The sequence below is a fragment of the Anderseniella sp. Alg231-50 genome, assembly GCF_900149695.1.
Lineage (GTDB): Bacteria > Pseudomonadota > Alphaproteobacteria > Rhizobiales > Aestuariivirgaceae > Anderseniella.
This window is the reverse complement of sequence record NZ_LT703003.1, coordinates 2,115,622-2,131,339: the sequence shown is the minus strand read 5'-3', so window position 1 is coordinate 2,131,339 and position 15,718 is coordinate 2,115,622. Positions and strand designations below refer to the sequence as shown.

Here is a 15,718-nt window from a genome sequence, read left to right as displayed (position 1 = left end):
CGGAGAGCTGTGCAGTCGCGGATGAAACAGGACGGTAGGGTCTTGTTCACCAGTTTCGGCGGAACTGCAAACGAAACAGATTAAATGAATTTAACGTGAGCCCACACATTCGCCGCAGTTCCGCCGAACCGGTGCCATCCGGTTTGTGTCTAACTCGTTCAAAGTATTCAACAAGGAGGAATAAGACATGCTGTTAAAACGCATCATCTCCACGGTCGCAATCTTTGGCGTCATGGCTGCGTTCGCGGTTGCCGGTTCACCGGTGTTCGCCGCCGGCAAGAAGCCGCTCGAGGTCACGGTGTTCGGCAATTACAACAATTCCGCCCCGGCAGAAGACAAGTTCATCCCCGGTCCCGATCCGGTCGAAGGGATTGCTGAAGGTTTCTATTTCACCGGCAAGGGCCTCGCTGACGGCGCGCTGGAAGTCGGTGACGGCATTGGCGAAAGCGGCGGCAAGGTTGCCGACGACGCGGTTGCCTACGGTCCTCCCGGCCTGGTATCCGGCACCTTCAAGGGCGTCGGCCGCATTGGTGAAGGCGCGGTTCGCGGCGTCGCCGCCGTCGGCCACGGTGCTGTCAAAGGCGCTGGTTGTGTCTTTACCTTCGGCGCGGGTTGTTAACAACACGAAGTGTTGTTCAAAACTGCCCGTTGATACCCTGATAAATGATAGACCGTCGACCAATACGTCGGCGGTTTATCTGATTCTGGCCCAGGAATAGTGCTCGATACGACCCGCCAATTCCGGCTTCAGCTTCACAATATCTGCCAATTCCTGCTCGTTGAACGGTCTTGATGCCGAACTGAAGCTCCGAAACTGTCCTGTTCCGGTTGCCGGACCATTTGTTTTTATCTGGATCACGCCGAGACTAACGACTTTGCCACTCGGAATGCTGAACTTCTTCTGTCTGGACGTCCTGCCATGGGAAAATGAAAACCTTCTCGGACCACTTTTCCAGATACTGTGAACGGGACAGTCGACGTTAAGCAGTACATAATCGTCCGGGGCCGCAACGCTGGCTCTTAAGTCGGTGATTCTTCCATCAGAATACTGCATGCTCGGAACAACAAATTTACTCGCAAAGGGATTGGAAACACTGCGCTTGTTGTCGCCTTGCAGGCGGACAGCATTCAGTTTTCCACATGCCTCGCCGTCCACTTCCGCCCTGGCGATAACAAGTGAAGCCGGTTGCGTCGCAGCGTCGCTGCCGGCGCGCGCGTCAAGCTGTGGCGCACTGTTGCCACCGGCACACCCGGCCAGCGCCAGCGCCATACCGCCAATCATCATGTCCCGAAAAACAAACTTCACCGCCGCGCCCCCAATTGTAGAATCGGCGGGACATTACCAGACGCAGCGAAACCATCCTACTTTTATATTCCGCCCACTGATCGCGGTGGATTTGACGTCGGCCGCGCTAGATCTCCTGGCCCTTCTTGATCAGCTTGTCGATCAGGTCGCGCTGGATGATGCCGCGGCTGTCGCCGCCGCCGAAGCTCAACAGGCCGGACGAATAGGTGGTGCCATAGGATTTCGCGGCGTTCACCGTCTGGCCGATGCCGGCAATGAACTGTTTCTCGTGCAGTTCGCTCAGCGGGTGGATGAACGTCGCCCACAACAGTCCCTTGGCTATGGCATAGCGGGCATCGAGTGCGGTGTCGAAATTGGCCTGCGACAGGCGCAACAGTTCCTGCGGCGACATGGTGTCGGCCTTTTTCAGCGCGATCATGATGCGCATCCGGTTGTTGCCGGCATCGGTGACCACGACGACCGGCACCTCCTCGATGTGGAACTGCCAGGCGCTGGCATTGGCCGCGGCTTTCGCCTTGGCATCAAGCCGCCTGATGATCTCGCCCATGCGCTTGGTCGTCATGGTGCCTTCAGCGGCTGCTTTCGGCGTGGGAGCAGCGGGCGGCGGTGTCTGGCTCTGTGCGAGTGCGCCTGAGGCCATCACTGCAACCAGCATTGCCGTACCTGCCATACGAATCATTTTCATCGCCACTCTCCTTCCACATAACCGTCAGCTTCCACATAACTGTCAGCAGAACCACTATGCTGCCTTTAACCGGCGCGACCAATGCACTATGTTCTCACAATAACGACAACAGCTGCTCAGTTTCGCAGCAGCAACAGCTCAGGACATGGAGATCGACCCGCCGACACCATGTGTCGGCGGACAAGTTGATCGAACAACAATATGGGTCACAACAAGCAAAGCGGCGGGTTCAGGGAAGCCCCGGTTGAACCACTGGAAGGTTATGAAACCATTCCGACGGTAGATGACCTCCAGGCGAAGCCTGGCAAGCGCGACCGCGCGCCGGCCGGTCAGGCCGCCCCCGCGGAGCCGACCGGCGACGGCCGGTCCGGCACGGGCGCAAAAAACGATCCCGCCTTTGATCCCATAACCGGCCAGCCCCTGTCCGAAGCCCTGCGCGCACGTCCTGATCCGGCCGCCGGCAAGAAACTGCAGGAGGCCCGTGCCGCTGAAGCCATCGAGCAGGAAAAACGCATGGCGGCGGGCGCCACCACCCGGCCGCGCGAGGGACTGGAGTTTCTGCGCCCGCAGCTGGAAGACCTGCCGACCCCTGAAGTCTTCGTGCCGTACAAGCCGGAACGCCCGGAAAAAACCGAATCCGGCGTATCGCTCAAATCCGTGTCGGAATTCGAACCCAAGGGTGACCAGCCCACCGCAATCAGGGAACTGGTAGACGGCATCAACACGGCCGAACGCGACCAGGTGCTGCTCGGCGTCACCGGCTCGGGCAAGACCTTCACCATGGCCAAGGTGATCGAGGAGACCCAGCGCCCTGCCCTGATCCTGGCCCCCAACAAGACACTGGCCGCCCAGCTGTACGGCGAGTTCAAACAGTTCTTCCCGGACAACTCGGTCGAGTATTTCGTCTCCTATTACGACTATTACCAGCCGGAAGCCTACGTGCCGCGCACCGACACCTATATCGAGAAGGAAAGCTCGATCAACGAACAGATCGACCGCATGCGTCACTCCGCGACGCGCGCGCTTTTGGAGCGCGACGACGTCATCGTGGTGGCCTCGGTGTCGTGCATTTACGGTATCGGCGACGTGGAAACCTATTCCGCCATGACCTTCCAGCTCAAGCTGGGTGAGCGCATTGCCCAGCGCCAGTTACTGACTGACCTTGTCGCGCTGCAGTACAAGCGCAACGACCAGGCCTTTACCCGCGGCGCATTCAGGGTGCGCGGCGACACGGTGGAAGTATTCCCGTCGCATCTGGATGATCGCGCCTGGCGGCTGTCGCTGTTCGGCGACGAGATCGAGAACATCACCGAGTTCGACCCGCTCACCGGCCAGAAGACGGCGGAGCTCGAGCACGTCAAGATCTACGCCAACTCGCACTATGTGACGCCCAAGCCGACGCTGGACCAGGCGGTCAAGCGCATCAAGCACGAACTGACCATCCGGCTCGACGAATTCCATGCCGCCGGCCGCGTGCTGGAAGCCCAGCGGCTCGAACAGCGCACCCTGTTCGACATCGAGATGATGATGGCGACAGGTTCGTGTGCCGGCATCGAGAACTATTCGCGCTACCTGACCGGGCGCGCACCCGGCGAGCCGCCGCCGACGCTGTTTGAGTACCTGCCCGACAACTGCCTGGTGTTCCTCGATGAAAGTCATGTCACCGTGCCGCAGATCGGCGGCATGTTCCGCGGCGACTTCAACCGCAAGGCGACACTGGCCGAATTCGGCTTCCGCCTGCCGTCGGCCATCGACAACCGCCCGTTGCGGTTTGAGGAATGGGAAGCCATGCGCCCGCAGACCGTGCACGTATCGGCGACACCGGGGTCATGGGAGATGGAACGCACCGGCGGCGTGTTCGCAGAACAGGTCATCCGGCCCACCGGCCTGATCGATCCGCCGGTTGAAATCCGGCCCGTCGCCACACAGGTCGATGACCTGATTGCCGAATGCCACGAGGTGGCCAAGGCAGGCTACCGGACGCTGGTCACCGTGCTGACCAAGCGCATGGCCGAAGACCTCACCGAATACATGCATGAACAGGGCATCCGCGTGCGCTACATGCATTCCGACATCGATACGCTGGAGCGCATCGAGATCATCCGCGACCTGCGCCTTGGCGCGTTCGACGTGCTGGTCGGCATCAACCTGTTGCGCGAGGGCCTGGATATTCCAGAATGTGCGCTGGTCGCCATTCTGGACGCCGACAAGGAGGGCTTCCTGCGCTCCGAAACCTCGCTGATCCAGACAGTGGGCCGCGCCGCGCGTAATGTCGACGGGCGCGTGCTGATGTATGCCGACAAGATCACCGGTTCGATGCAGCGTGCCATCGACGAGACCGACCGCCGCCGCACCAAGCAGCTCGAATATAACGAGGCCAACAACATCACGCCGCAGTCGATCAAGCGCAACATCGCCGATATCCTGGACTCGGTCTACGAAGGCGATCATGTGCGGGTCAAGGCAACCCACGGCACAGGGCTGGCCGAAGAGGAAGGCGCTTTTGTCGGCCACAACCTCAAAACGGTCATCGAGGACATGGAAAAGAAGATGCGCACCGCCGCAGCCGACCTCGAATTCGAAACCGCCGCCCGCCTGCGCGACGAGATCAAGCGCCTGCGCGAAACCGAACTGGCCGTCATGGACGACCCTTTGGCCAAGCAGACCGGCATGGAAATCGGTGCCCGGGGAACGGAGAACAGCGCGAAGCCCGCAGGGCGAAGCAAAGCTGTTCGACCAGCAAAGGAAGCAAGCTCCCGCATCGTCGCGCCGGAAGAACTCTGGCCAAAAGGCAAGCCTGTTCCGAAGGGTAAGTCATCTGGTGGAAAACCGGGGACAAGGACGTATCGGGGTAAGGCGAAGTAACCGGTCCAATGTCGACGTCTGCATTACGCGTTGCGGTTCAGATGAACATCGCCGCGACCAACAGCGCTGCTGCGGCGCCGGCCAGCGAGAACAGCAGCACTTTCAGCATTGCGTGATTGGGTGACATGATACCGCCGCGGGCTTTTCTCGACGACAGGTCAGGCATGGTGTCAGTTCCTTTCAAGGACTATCCCAGCCTGAAGAGAGTGTGCTCGCGCAACGCCCGGCCGGCAAATCAATCTGCATCACGTCCCCGGTACCGGGCATTTACCAAGCCTTCCACCAGCCCTTCCCCGGCCGGGTGGCGTGTGCAACCATGTTTTCATGCGCTGGGGAGCGATACCAATATCCCGTCAGGGAAAGGATTTAAGTCATGTCAGTAGCTCGCGTAACAGAAATCATCGCGTCATCGCAGGACAGTTTTGAAGACGCCACGCGCAAGGGCGTCAAGCGCGCCTCCAAGACGCTGAAAAACGTTACCGGTGCCTGGGTCAAGGACCAGCGCGTCATCGTGAAGAACGGCAAGGTCGCCGAATACCGCGTCGTGCTGAAAGTGACGTTTATCCTCAAGTAAGGGCTAGGGGTGGTTTGATTCCGCTCACGCCAGCAGCCTGTCGGCTGCGCTCCGCTAGGGCGCGCTTCGCGCGGCGCGCAGTCGCGCTTGCCTCAGCACTTCGTGCCTCGGAGGAGTTCATCACTACGGTTGTTCAGGGTCGGAGAACGGCGCGAAGCACGAAGTGCTGAGTAAAGCTGTTCGACCAGAATAATGTCTAACCGCTCGCTCCTGCTTCAATTATGAATTCCAACTAGGCCCGACCGGGCCTCGGGCCGGTCAGGCCCGCCCTAGCGGAGCGGTTGGCGACAGCCAACTCGCGTGAGCGGGATAATCCTGTCTCGCGTGGCTTAAACCCTACCTTGATATCCGGTGAATGGCATCTTCGCGTTTCAGCAACCCCGGCAAAAGGTCCATGCCGAGGCCGGGGCCGCCGGGAATGGTGATCATGCCGTTTTCGACCGGCGGCAGATTGTCGACGAAGTCGGGATACCAGCCATAGTAGAACCCGCGCGCGATTTCCTGTTCGCGCACATTGCGCAAGGCTAGCGCCAAGTGCGTCGAGGCGGCCAGGGTGACCGGGCCGGAACAGTCATGGAAGGCAATCGGCCGTGCCCGCGCTTCGGCCAGTGCGGCAACCTTGCGGGCAGCGGTGATGCCGCCGGCCCAGGTGACGTCCATGATCGGCGTGGCGATATTACCCTCGTCGATCAGCGCCTTGAACTGGCCCAGGCCGGCCAGCGTCTCCCCGCCGGCCAGCGGCGCGCTGGTTGTGCCGGCAAGTTCCGCAATCTCCTCGGTGCGATCCATCCATAACGGGTCTTCGATCCAGTCCATGCCGATGGGTTCCAGCGCGGCGGCGATTTTCTGCGCGGCATTCAGGCTCCACAGCCCGTGCAGTTCCGCCTTCAGCCGCATCTTGTCACCGTGGCGGCTGCGGATTTTCTCAAACGGCTCAAGCGCCTTGTTCAGGTCGGCAGCGGAAATGTCGACACCGTCAACCGCACCGCCGGCCAGGTCGAACGGCCAGATTTTCATGGAGAAAATTCCCATCTCCATCAGCGAGGCCGCGAGGTCTTCCGGATGATGCAGGAACGCATCCAGGTCTTCGTAGGTCGCACCGGCTGTGCCCCCGGACCCTGCCCCGAAATTGTCGGGGCGGACGGCAGACGTCTTGGAAACATAATTCGGACCGGCACAGGTATTGTAGACCTGTATCGAGTCTCGTGTCCGGCCTCCCAGCACATCGCACAACGGCATATTCGCCGCCTTGCCGGCAATATCCCAAAGCGCCACATCGACCGCCGACAGAGCGCGCACTTCCGCGCCGCTGCCGGTGAAACCCGTATAGGGTTGCATCTTCATGTTGAGAAATTCGATGCGGCGGGCGTCCTGGCCCAGGATGACGGGAGCAATGCGGTCATGGACATCGGCTTCGCTGGGGCCTGCCCCGAAATAGGTTTCTCCAAGCCCGGTCAGCCCGGCGTCAGTATGCACGCGCACCCATAAAAGGTTCGGATGATCGCCAAGACGCAAGGTTTCAACCGCTTCGATACGCACTGATAACTCCTTCTGAAAGCACCTGGTTCAGACCAGGCCTGCACGTTTTGCAAACGGGTCCCACCCGGCATCTTCGTGCCATTCGTACTCCGTCCCGTGCGCCATGTCATCGGCGACCTGTTTGCCGAACATCCGGGCAAGAGCAGCCAGGGCCATGTCCATGCCGGCCGAGACGCCCGACGATGTAAAGAACTTCCCGTCCTCGACCCAGCGCGCCTGTCTGACCCAGTCGACCTTCGGCCCGAGCGGCACGGTCTGGACAAAATCCAGCTTGTTGGTTGTGGCCTTGCGGCCATCAAGCATCCCGGTCATGGCCAGCAGGATACTGCCCGTACACACGGTCATGACGAGTTCCGCATGGGTGGCAGTCTCGACGATCCAGTCGGTTACTGCCTTGCTTTCGCCGGCCACGAGTGCGGTGTCGCCGCCGGGTATCAGGAGCAGGTCATAGTCACTGCCGTCCGCCACGGTCTTGTCGACCAGCAGGCCCTGACCGTGAACGCTTGGAACCGGTTCGAGTGTTTCAGCCACGATGGTGATCCTGATGTCATCGCCGACACCGCCCAGCATTTCCAGCGGGCCGAACAGGTCAAGGGTCTGGAACCCCGGAAACACCAGTACAGCGAGAGTTTTCATGGCAACCGGCCTACTGCAGGAACGGATTGTTCACCCGCTCATTGCCGATATTGCTGGCCGGCCCGTGGCCGCAGATGAAGGTGAAATCGTCCGGCAGCGGCAACAGCTTTTCCTTGATGGCTGCAATCAGCGCGTCATGGTCGCCATAGGGAAAGTCGGTGCGCCCGATCGAGCCCTGGAACAGCACATCGCCCACATGGCCGAATTTTATCGCCTCGTTCAGCATGACCACGTGGCCCGGCGAATGGCCCGGACAGTGGCGCACCGCAAACGTGACCTTTCCGACCGTCACCGTGTCGCCCTCGTCGAGCCAGGTGTCCGGTGTCACCGCCCGGCCCGGCACACCGTATTGCTGGCCCGATGTTGCCAGTTCATCGAGCAGGAACTTGTCGTCGAGGTGCGGACCGGTGATCGGCACGTTCAGTGCCTCCTTCAATTCGGCGGCTCCGGCGGCATGGTCGAAATGGCCGTGGGTCAGCCAGATGCCGACCGGGTTGATCCCGGTTTCCTTGACGCCGCGCAGGATGTTCTCCACGTCGCCGCCGGGATCGATGACGACACCGTCCATGGTTTTCGTGCACCACAAGATGGTGCAGTTCTGTTGTAAGGGCGTGACGGGAAGTATCGCTGCGCGCAGCGGCATGTCGGGTGTGTCTGTCATGGAAAAATTTCTAACGCTCTTCTTTCAGGTACCCGCAGGTCGCCTCGCCGACACCCTCGCACGGTTCGTAGATGCGCACCGGTGTAGTGCTGCCGTCGTCAAACTCCAGTTGGATGGCAAGGGTCTTGATGCTGCCGATCTTCCCCGGTTTGTTGTGAATTTTCGCGTCATCGGGAATGGTGTTGGGTATCAGCTTGTTGCACTCAGGCAGCGGCCAGGTCTTGTCCAGCGCGTCTGAGTTTTCCGAATAGCGCACCTGTTTGATGCCACAGCGCCACGACAACAGGTGGGTGACATAATAATACTGCCGGCCACTATAGATGCGATAGGCCACCCAGCTGTCCTTGGTTGCCTCCAGGATGCTCTTCACCTGCTCCAGCGGCATGACGCGCGACTGCTGTTCAGCTTGCGCCGGGATGCTCAACAGCATCGGCACGGCAAGTATCGCAAGCCGTTTCATGGAAGCTGCCCTCATTTTCTCAGGTTCGCACGGCGGATCAGCGGGTGCCTGCCAAGCCTGCGGGTTTCCTTGGCATCGAACCTGGCATGGCGCTTGTCGCATGCTGCGTTGGAGCGTTTGTAGATACGTTCCAGCTTCTTCAGCAACTGCCCGCAGGTCCTTGCGCGGGCCCGGTTGACCTGTTTTTCAGCCTTGCGCGCGCAACTCAGCCAGATCTTGCGGTGCTGGCCCTCATGCCATTTCACGTGCTTGGCAAAGGCGCGCCAGTCCCTGCGCAAGCTGCGGCGCAGGCGCTTTTCCGACCGGTGACGCGGCAACTGGGTAGTGAAATCGAGACGGATGGTATGGCTTTTGACGCGGCAGGATTTCTTGGTCTCGGAGAATTCCCATTCGATGCGGCGCTTCATCTTGGTGCGGCCCACCCGGCCATGCCCGCCCAGCAACCGGTGCCGCTTCATCATCGAGGAAACGATTGCCGCAGCGTCCGAGCCATCGACGCGATAGTGCTGGGTTTTGGTCTTCACCTTGGGCCGTGCATCTGCAGCAGGGCCGGTGATCAGGAAGGCAAGACCGATGCAAGCGGCAACGAATCCGGTGTACAAGCGTGTAGTCATGGCACGAAAGCTAACCGGGGATTACGTAATGGACAACACGAAAATGCCACTATGGTTGCTCACGCGGTGTCAACAAATCGCCATCGCTTGACGACAGGTTCGCCTTACGTCATCCAAAAGGCACAATAAAGCAGGGACTGGATCATGCGGCACAACGGTACGGTGAAGTTTTTCAACACGACCAAGGGCTACGGTTTCATCACGCCCGAAGACGGTTCCAAGGATGTCTTCGTCCATATTACCGCCGTTCAGGCCGCCGGAATCCCGGATCTCGCCGACGGCGCAAAGCTGTCATATGAGCTGCAGGACGATAAGCGCGGACGCGGACAGCAGGCCACGGAACTGCAGCTTCTGTAGCCTTCGGGATCACTTTTGATCAGATTTAACTGGTTGTTTTTAAAGGTGAGATCGTCTCAAGAGCGGTTCGGCCTGCTTATGCTCCCTGTAAGGAATATTTGTTGCTCTAGCGTAAAAATCCCATTTACGCTATCATTGCGCCATGAAATCGATGGCATATTTGCTCATTTCAAGCGTTTTCCTGCTGGCCGCTCCCGCTGCCAGTGCTGATCCCAATTGCCGGTGCCGCCTGTATGGCGAGTATTTCGAACTCGGCACCACCTTGTGTATTCGCGGCAATCTTCGCCGTTGCGAAATGAACCTGAACAACACATCGTGGAAGCAGATTGCGGATTTCTGCCCGCAGGCCCACCTGCAGCCGCTGCCTCAGTCGCTGCCACAGAAGAAGCTGGCCAAGATTACCGCTGAATGACCCGCACTGCACTTGTCTTCCGTCATATGAGTGATGATACCGGCGGTTGTTTCCCCGCGCTTCTGCGCGACCGCGGATTCGATGTCTCGTTCCTTGACTGGCACAACGGTGAAACCCCTGACAACATGTCCGGCATCGACCTGGTTGTTGTCCTGGGTGGTGCCCAACAGGTCTGGGAAGAAGACGAACACGCCTGGCTGAGCGCAGAAAAGACTGTGATCCGCGACTGGGTGGAGACGCGCGCCAAACCCTATATCGGCCTGTGCCTGGGCCATCAGTTGCTGGCCACCGCTCTGGGCGGCGATGTGGGCTATGGCGGCACGACGGAGGTCGGCGTGTGTACCGTGGCATTCGATGATACGGCCCCGGTCAAAGGCAGCCAAACCGTCACCCAGTGGCATTCTGCGGAGGTAAAACAGGCACCAGGTGCGGCGCTGGTGCATGGGTCGTCGGACCTGTGCGCCATTCAGATGATGACCGTCGGCACGCATGCCTATTCAACCCAGTTCCATCATGAATGGGATGCCGCAACTGTCCGCGGCTGGGCACCGTCCTGGCAGACGGAAATGAACAAGACCGGCAAATCCGAAGATGCCTACACGAACTTTGTCGGCCATGTCGAAGAGGCCCAACCGCAGCTCACCTCACTGACCCGAAACCTGTTCGACAACTTCATGACGACACAGGGCTGGTAACAGAACGGCGCGAGGCAAGGGAACGGGCCGAGCAAAGCTGTTCGGCTATCAAGAACGGCGCGAGCGAAGCGGGGACAAGCTGTTCCAGGATAAAGTTGATTTCGCTCACGCAAGCAGCCGAAGGCTGCGCTCCGCGGCGGCGGGCCTGACCGGCCCGAGGCCCGTCGGGCCTGGTTCCAGAATTCATCCCCACGGTTGTTCAGAGTCGGAGAACGACCCGACCGCAGGGAGGATAAGTTGTTCGACCAACAAGAACTCCCATCACGCTACGCCTGCCGACCCCCAGTAATTATAGGCCAGCGGTTTCGGGCCACTGATATAGGCCTGCTCCATTTCGCCGATTTTCCATCCGGCCTGCTCAAGCAGTTGCGGAATCGGGCGCCCGGAATGACAACCGCCGGCAATCCGCTTCCATACCGGATCGATGCGGGCCTGCCATTTGCGCACGCTCTCTTCCGGCGCGGCACCATGTTCAAGGAACAGCAGCCGCCCGCCCGGTTTCAGGATGCGGCGCATCTCCATCAGCGCGGCGACCGCGTCAGGTATGGTGCACAGCGAGTACGTGACCAGGACCGTGTCGGCCATATTCTTGTCCAGAGGTATCTGTTCGCCGGAAAGCCCGACCCGTTCAACCGGAACCGCGGACAGCCGAACCCTGTTATGGCCGGCTTTCCACATTTGCTCATCCGGATCAACGCCGATAACCTTGTGGACCTTGCCCGCATCATAATGCGGCAGGTTAAGTCCCGATCCGATGCCGATCTCGACCACCAGACCTTCTGCCCGGGGTACAATTTTCTGCCGTTGATCGGAAAATTGCCCCATGCTGCACACGCAATTGATCATGCGCGGCATGATGTGCCGATTGTAGAAACCCATAACGAATTGCTCCAGTTAATCAGTTAGTGGCAATCCGTGTAACGATCAACGCACTGTCGGCATGTGCAGCAAGTCACATACCGGTTGCGTGCTGCCGCCGGTCAGCAGCCCGGACCCCTGGAGAACAACCGGCAGCGCGACGCATTGAGCAGCATGTCGCCCATCACCGCCTGACCTTCTGCTGTCGGGTGAAAAAACCCCGACACGCCGGCCTGGTAGTGATAATCGATGGGCTGGCGCGGATTGCGCGCCAACTGTTCGATCCGGCTCACATAAAATTGCATCAGCACGCTGTCATTGAAAGTGCGGAACCAGCGCTGGCGCGGTGCATAGGCCAGCATGTCAGCGGGACTGACCGGCTCCCAGCCGCCGCTGATCATTTGCAATGACTTGAACGCGTCGGACTTTCTCTCACCGCGCGCGCATACGCCATGACGGTCGAACGCTCCGGACCATGCAAGCGCATCCACCCAGGTCCAGCCGGTCTTGGAGACCGCCTTTTTCATCGCATTGGTCAATTGCTTCTGCGCAAACAGCTTGTCGTGCAGGGACCGCAACCGCTTGTCGGAGGTTGCGATGAAGTGCTCTGAATCAGCACCTTGATTGACCGTTTTCGCGGAACACACTGCGCCTGCTTCATTGCCCATCGGACCCGGATATGGTCCGGTCACAACCTTGTTGCGGTCTGTCAGCCCCAGCCGGTTTTCAAATGCCACGGCAAGCGACGCATAGCGTTCCGCCAGGCGGCATTGCAGGCCCGCCTCGTCACCTGAACAGCCCGCCAGGTCTTTCTTGCCGCCGGCGCGTTTCAGCATGGTGCCCGGTTTTTCGCCACCTGACAGAAACCGCACCTGGCCAACGGCGGTTCCCGCGACCGCCCATTTCACCACATTGGCAAAGCCGATGTCATTGCCGCCGACGCTCAACAGGACCAGGTCCGGCTTGCCGTGCCATGAGTTGCATCCCTTGATGGGTTTTTTCGATTTCGCCGAGCCTTCATCGGCACACAAATCGCGCACGGCTTGATCGAGCTGTGACCAGTCCGCCTGCGCAACCGTGGTGGCAATGCCCTTTTTGACACGGGCATCACGCAGGGTCTTGTCGGTGACAGGTTCCATATGGTCATTGTGGGTATCAACCGACGCCATCACATTGGCAATCGACGCACCGGAACAGGCATATCCGATATAGCTCACCACCGACTGGCGGTGCTCGGCGGCAAGCTGCATGGCGATACGCTGCTGGTGCGAATACACGGAACGATGACAGGCAGGGTCGAGCCAGCGCGGAAAGGTGCTGGGCTGCGGACGCGCGGTATCTGCCAGCGTCACGGACTTGGAGTAGTTCGCCGGGTAATCCGGATTGCCCTCGCCGGAGCCGTAACTGTCCCCAAACCCGGCGACCAGGCGTCCCTGCACCTGCTGGTACACAGCGGTCACCTGGGTCAGCATGCCGTTTGCGCTGGCGGGGTCCAGCACACGCGCCAGCATTGAAAACTGTTCATTGACCGGCGCGGTCAGTTGCGCCGGCCTGGCGCAGTCAACCTGCGTGACGGTGCGCCAGTCCTTGCCGGTGCCGGTATGAATGAACCACTCGCACTGCTTGCCGGCGAAGACCTGGGCCGCAGTGGCGTCCAGCGACGCCGATATGGTCACCTGTTTAGGGAACAGGCGCGACCCCTTCTCATCATGCGCTTTCAGGCACCTGCCGCGCACCCGCCGCCTGCCCGTATCCCAACACGTGAAGGCCTCCTTGCTGGCGGTATAGGCCTGCGCGGCCCAGCCGTCATGACCGTTCCTGATGGCGCTCGCGGCCAGGCTGCGTTCTGCAAACTGGATCGGCCCGACCCATTCGCCGTCGATCTTCTTGCGGCCAAACTCGTCGCGCGGCGCATCAACCGCAGCAAACGCGTCACTGGCCTTCCGGTGCGGGGTGAAAAACGTTTCGTCAGAGAAAAACCGGAACCGGTCCTGCACCTGCCAGACAATCTTGCCCAGGGGCGCATCCTGGGCCTGTGCCGGCAGGCACACTGCCGCCGACAGGCCAAAAACAAAAGCTGCTGATAAACAAGTTTTCATAGGCCACCAGTCATCCGAGAATTGTGGCGGCGTGATGGAAGGCGGGTGTGACAAGCTGGCTGGCAAGTCCGGGATTGCAGGCCCGTTCCTGAGCGTTGATCAATTGATCCGTTATCTGCCACAATGAACAATGTCTGACGCTCCCCGCCCTCCCAAATCATGTAACTGGCAGTCCGGCCCGATCATCAGGTGGTTGCTGGATGAGGGCCGCCTGCTTGCAGATGTGGACGAAACCGTCAGCCATCTCGGCCAGAAACTGCAGGCATCCGGGGCTCCCTTGTGGCGGTTGCGCCTGTCAATGCGGACCCTGCATCCGTTGATTGCCGCGTTGAGTTCGGTATGGGAAAAAGATGCAGAGCGTACTGAACGGATCGAAACGCCACACGGGCTTGAAGGCCGTTCCGGCTATATCGGCAGCCCCTTGGAAATCATCAACCGGACCGGAACCGCGTTCAGGAAGCGGCTTGCCGGTGAACTGACGTCATCCGACCATGGCGTTTTGCACGACCTGAAGGCCCGCGGCGGCACCGATTATTTCGGTCTGCCGGTCAGGTATTCCAATGGCACCGTCGCCAACCTGGTTTTCACCTCTGACACCGCCGGCGGTTTCACCGGAACAGACATTGAAAAGTTTTCGGAGATCGCGGCCGTGCTGGCGCCGATCGCGGAAGTGTTCAGCACGAAACGAATATCGCTGGCAGTTGCCGAGGCCTATCTGGGGCCTCGAACCGGCCGCCGGGTGTTGGACGGACAGATCACAAGAGGCCACATCGACAGCATAAATGCGGCCATCATGGTCAGTGACATTCGCGACTGGACCGGGCTGAGCAGCCGCATGGCTGCCGGGGATGCGCTGGCACTGGCAAATGAGTACTTCGAGATCATTGCCCGGGCAGTCGAAGCAAATGGCGGGGAAATCCTCAAGCTAATCGGCGATGGCGTATTGGCCATCTTTCCCTCCGACGAGCAGGACGAAACGTCCCGGACAGCTTGCAGGAATGCGTTGTCGGCCGCCCGCCAGGCGCTGCAATCCACTGATAGGCCAGCTGATCTGCGCTTCGGTATCGGGCTGCATTTCGGAGAAGTTCTTTACGGTAATATCGGTTCTACAACCCGAATAGACTTTACCGTGCTCGGCCAGGCAGTAAATATTACCGCTCGCATTGAGGGGTTTTGTGGCCCGCTTGAAGTGCCGTTGCTGTTTTCGCGGGAGTTTGCCGGTCAGACCGGCGAATCAGCCCGCGTGGTGGCAACTGAAACACTCAAGGGGTATGACGGCCAGTTCGAAATCCTCACATGCTGATCACACGCCTGGATCAGGAAACAGTACAATGATCGATGATGAAACAATCGCCGCCTACAACAACCAGGTTGATGCCTATTCCGACCTGACCGGGTCAGCCCCACAGGATCCACACCTTGCACCTTTCGCCGCTCAGGTAAAACCCGGCGGACACATTCTCGACCTGGGATGCGGGCCTGCCCGCGAGGCTGCCGAATTTCGCAGTCGCGGGTTCACCGTTGATCCGGTTGATGCATCGCCTGAAATGGTCAGGCTGGCAAACGAGACCCACAATATCGGTGCGCGGCTGGCCAGCTTCGACGACATCGACGAGACAGATGCTTATGACGGGGTATGGGCGAATTTCAGCCTTCTGCACGCGCCGGCAGCGGACTTTCCCCGCCACCTGTCCGCATTGCACCGCGCGCTCAAGCCGGGTGGGCACTTCCACATCGCCATGAAACTGGGAACTGCGTCAGCCCGGGACCGGCTCGGGCGACATTACACGTATTATTCGCAATCGGAACTGTCAGACCACCTCAGCCAGGCAGGATTTGTCATCGAAGAGACCACCACCGGAGAAATCAAGGGGCTTGCGGGAGACATCGAACCCTGGATTGCCCTAAGGGCCCGCAAGCAGCCTGTGTAGACAGGTGGCACAGTACAGGTGCCAGC

Annotated in this window: 18 protein-coding genes; 8 read left to right on the top strand and 10 right to left on the bottom strand. The window is 59.9% G+C overall.

Translation table 11 applies throughout. The features are described from left to right. The first annotated feature begins 187 nt into the window (after positions 1 to 187). The gene (locus tag DHN55_RS10095) at positions 188 to 619 is read left to right on the top strand and encodes a hypothetical protein (RefSeq protein WP_108881164.1); all 432 of its coding nucleotides are present in this window, start codon (positions 188 to 190) and stop codon (positions 617 to 619) included. Between the two features lie 75 nt (positions 620 to 694). On the opposite strand, the gene DHN55_RS10090 is transcribed toward DHN55_RS10095, so the two are convergent. Continuing rightward, the gene (locus DHN55_RS10090) at positions 695 to 1,306 is read right to left on the bottom strand and encodes a hypothetical protein (protein WP_337660127.1); all 612 of its coding nucleotides are present in this window, start codon (positions 1,304 to 1,306) and stop codon (positions 695 to 697) included. A 106-nt stretch (positions 1,307 to 1,412) separates the two neighbouring features. Next, positions 1,413 to 1,991: a hypothetical protein gene (locus tag DHN55_RS10085; protein WP_337660126.1), complete on the bottom strand. Its 579-nt coding sequence runs from the start codon at positions 1,989 to 1,991 to the stop codon at positions 1,413 to 1,415. A 252-nt stretch (positions 1,992 to 2,243) separates the two neighbouring features. Between DHN55_RS10085 and uvrB the strand changes: the two genes are divergently transcribed. Continuing rightward, the gene (gene uvrB, locus DHN55_RS10080; protein ID WP_443111127.1) at positions 2,244 to 4,856 is read left to right on the top strand and encodes an excinuclease ABC subunit UvrB; all 2,613 of its coding nucleotides are present in this window, start codon (positions 2,244 to 2,246) and stop codon (positions 4,854 to 4,856) included. Positions 4,857 to 4,893: 37 nt separating this feature from the next. Here the strand turns inward: uvrB and DHN55_RS22295 are convergent, their stop codons facing one another. Next, positions 4,894 to 5,022, bottom strand: coding sequence for a hypothetical protein (locus DHN55_RS22295; protein ID WP_337660125.1), 129 nt, complete (start codon positions 5,020 to 5,022; stop codon positions 4,894 to 4,896). A 207-nt stretch (positions 5,023 to 5,229) separates the two neighbouring features. On the opposite strand from DHN55_RS22295, the gene DHN55_RS10075 reads away from it, so the two are divergent. Then, positions 5,230 to 5,430, top strand: coding sequence for a dodecin domain-containing protein (locus DHN55_RS10075; RefSeq protein ID WP_108881161.1), 201 nt, complete (start codon positions 5,230 to 5,232; stop codon positions 5,428 to 5,430). 336 nt (positions 5,431 to 5,766) lie between these two features. Here the strand turns inward: DHN55_RS10075 and DHN55_RS10070 are convergent, their stop codons facing one another. The 5 genes from DHN55_RS10070 to DHN55_RS10050 are packed head-to-tail and all read right to left on the bottom strand — an operon-like array spanning position 5,767 to position 9,340. Continuing rightward, positions 5,767 to 6,969, bottom strand: coding sequence for an enolase C-terminal domain-like protein (locus DHN55_RS10070; RefSeq protein WP_108881160.1), 1,203 nt, complete (start codon positions 6,967 to 6,969; stop codon positions 5,767 to 5,769). A 27-nt stretch (positions 6,970 to 6,996) separates the two neighbouring features. Continuing rightward, positions 6,997 to 7,605, bottom strand: coding sequence for a DJ-1/PfpI family protein (locus DHN55_RS10065; protein ID WP_108881159.1), 609 nt, complete (start codon positions 7,603 to 7,605; stop codon positions 6,997 to 6,999). A 10-nt stretch (positions 7,606 to 7,615) separates the two neighbouring features. Next, entirely contained in the window at positions 7,616 to 8,266 is a 651-nt protein-coding gene (locus tag DHN55_RS10060) for an MBL fold metallo-hydrolase (protein WP_108881158.1), read from the bottom strand. A gap of 10 nt (positions 8,267 to 8,276) precedes the next feature. Next, positions 8,277 to 8,726: a hypothetical protein gene (locus tag DHN55_RS10055; RefSeq protein ID WP_108881157.1), complete on the bottom strand. Its 450-nt coding sequence runs from the start codon at positions 8,724 to 8,726 to the stop codon at positions 8,277 to 8,279. An 11-nt stretch (positions 8,727 to 8,737) separates the two neighbouring features. Then, positions 8,738 to 9,340, bottom strand: a complete 603-nt coding sequence (locus tag DHN55_RS10050) for a DUF922 domain-containing protein (RefSeq protein WP_108881156.1) — start codon at positions 9,338 to 9,340, stop codon at positions 8,738 to 8,740. A 144-nt stretch (positions 9,341 to 9,484) separates the two neighbouring features. On the opposite strand from DHN55_RS10050, the gene DHN55_RS10045 reads away from it, so the two are divergent. The 3 genes from DHN55_RS10045 to DHN55_RS10035 all read left to right on the top strand — a co-directional run bounded on the left by DHN55_RS10045 (position 9,485) and on the right by DHN55_RS10035 (position 10,804). After that, a complete protein-coding gene (locus DHN55_RS10045) occupies positions 9,485 to 9,697 on the top strand; it encodes a cold shock domain-containing protein (protein ID WP_108881155.1) in 213 nt (70 codons plus the stop codon). Between the two features lie 151 nt (positions 9,698 to 9,848). Then, positions 9,849 to 10,109: a hypothetical protein gene (locus tag DHN55_RS10040; protein ID WP_337660124.1), complete on the top strand. Its 261-nt coding sequence runs from the start codon at positions 9,849 to 9,851 to the stop codon at positions 10,107 to 10,109. Continuing rightward, entirely contained in the window at positions 10,106 to 10,804 is a 699-nt protein-coding gene (locus DHN55_RS10035; protein ID WP_108881154.1) for a glutamine amidotransferase-related protein, read from the top strand. The genes DHN55_RS10040 and DHN55_RS10035 overlap by 4 nt, the downstream gene beginning before the upstream one ends. Before the next feature lie 261 nt (positions 10,805 to 11,065). Here the strand turns inward: DHN55_RS10035 and DHN55_RS10030 are convergent, their stop codons facing one another. Together DHN55_RS10030 and DHN55_RS10025 are read right to left on the bottom strand one after the other, a co-directional pair. Continuing rightward, positions 11,066 to 11,683, bottom strand: a complete 618-nt coding sequence (locus DHN55_RS10030; RefSeq protein WP_108881153.1) for a methyltransferase domain-containing protein — start codon at positions 11,681 to 11,683, stop codon at positions 11,066 to 11,068. A 101-nt stretch (positions 11,684 to 11,784) separates the two neighbouring features. Beyond that, the gene (locus tag DHN55_RS10025; RefSeq protein ID WP_108881152.1) at positions 11,785 to 13,761 is read right to left on the bottom strand and encodes a hypothetical protein; all 1,977 of its coding nucleotides are present in this window, start codon (positions 13,759 to 13,761) and stop codon (positions 11,785 to 11,787) included. Between the two features lie 130 nt (positions 13,762 to 13,891). Between DHN55_RS10025 and DHN55_RS10020 the strand changes: the two genes are divergently transcribed. Together DHN55_RS10020 and DHN55_RS10015 are read left to right on the top strand one after the other, a co-directional pair. Next, positions 13,892 to 15,064: an adenylate/guanylate cyclase domain-containing protein gene (locus DHN55_RS10020; protein WP_108881151.1), complete on the top strand. Its 1,173-nt coding sequence runs from the start codon at positions 13,892 to 13,894 to the stop codon at positions 15,062 to 15,064. 28 nt (positions 15,065 to 15,092) lie between these two features. Next, complete coding sequence (locus tag DHN55_RS10015; RefSeq protein ID WP_108881150.1) at positions 15,093 to 15,692, top strand: methyltransferase domain-containing protein; 600 nt, start codon at positions 15,093 to 15,095, stop codon at positions 15,690 to 15,692. Positions 15,693 to 15,718: the final 26 nt, after the last annotated feature.

Excerpts from the sequence above, each read along its gene's own strand:
- DHN55_RS10095 (WP_108881164.1), top strand. The coding sequence starts at position 188 with ATGCTGTTAAAACGCATCATCTCCACGGTCGCAATCTTTGGCGTCATG.
- DHN55_RS10085 (WP_337660126.1), bottom strand. The coding sequence starts at position 1,991 with ATGAAAATGATTCGTATGGCAGGTACGGCAATGCTGGTTGCAGTGATG.
- DHN55_RS22295 (WP_337660125.1), bottom strand. The coding sequence starts at position 5,022 with ATGCCTGACCTGTCGTCGAGAAAAGCCCGCGGCGGTATCATGTCACCC.
- DHN55_RS10075 (WP_108881161.1), top strand. The coding sequence starts at position 5,230 with ATGTCAGTAGCTCGCGTAACAGAAATCATCGCGTCATCGCAGGACAGT.
- DHN55_RS10065 (WP_108881159.1), bottom strand. The coding sequence starts at position 7,605 with ATGAAAACTCTCGCTGTACTGGTGTTTCCGGGGTTCCAGACCCTTGAC.
- DHN55_RS10060 (WP_108881158.1), bottom strand. The coding sequence starts at position 8,266 with ATGACAGACACACCCGACATGCCGCTGCGCGCAGCGATACTTCCCGTC.
- DHN55_RS10055 (WP_108881157.1), bottom strand. The coding sequence starts at position 8,726 with ATGAAACGGCTTGCGATACTTGCCGTGCCGATGCTGTTGAGCATCCCG.
- DHN55_RS10050 (WP_108881156.1), bottom strand. The coding sequence starts at position 9,340 with ATGACTACACGCTTGTACACCGGATTCGTTGCCGCTTGCATCGGTCTT.
- DHN55_RS10045 (WP_108881155.1), top strand. The coding sequence starts at position 9,485 with ATGCGGCACAACGGTACGGTGAAGTTTTTCAACACGACCAAGGGCTAC.
- DHN55_RS10040 (WP_337660124.1), top strand. The coding sequence starts at position 9,849 with ATGGCATATTTGCTCATTTCAAGCGTTTTCCTGCTGGCCGCTCCCGCT.
- DHN55_RS10035 (WP_108881154.1), top strand. The coding sequence starts at position 10,106 with ATGACCCGCACTGCACTTGTCTTCCGTCATATGAGTGATGATACCGGC.
- DHN55_RS10030 (WP_108881153.1), bottom strand. The coding sequence starts at position 11,683 with ATGGGTTTCTACAATCGGCACATCATGCCGCGCATGATCAATTGCGTG.
- DHN55_RS10025 (WP_108881152.1), bottom strand. The coding sequence starts at position 13,761 with ATGAAAACTTGTTTATCAGCAGCTTTTGTTTTTGGCCTGTCGGCGGCA.
- DHN55_RS10020 (WP_108881151.1), top strand. The coding sequence starts at position 13,892 with ATGTCTGACGCTCCCCGCCCTCCCAAATCATGTAACTGGCAGTCCGGC.
- DHN55_RS10015 (WP_108881150.1), top strand. The coding sequence starts at position 15,093 with ATGATCGATGATGAAACAATCGCCGCCTACAACAACCAGGTTGATGCC.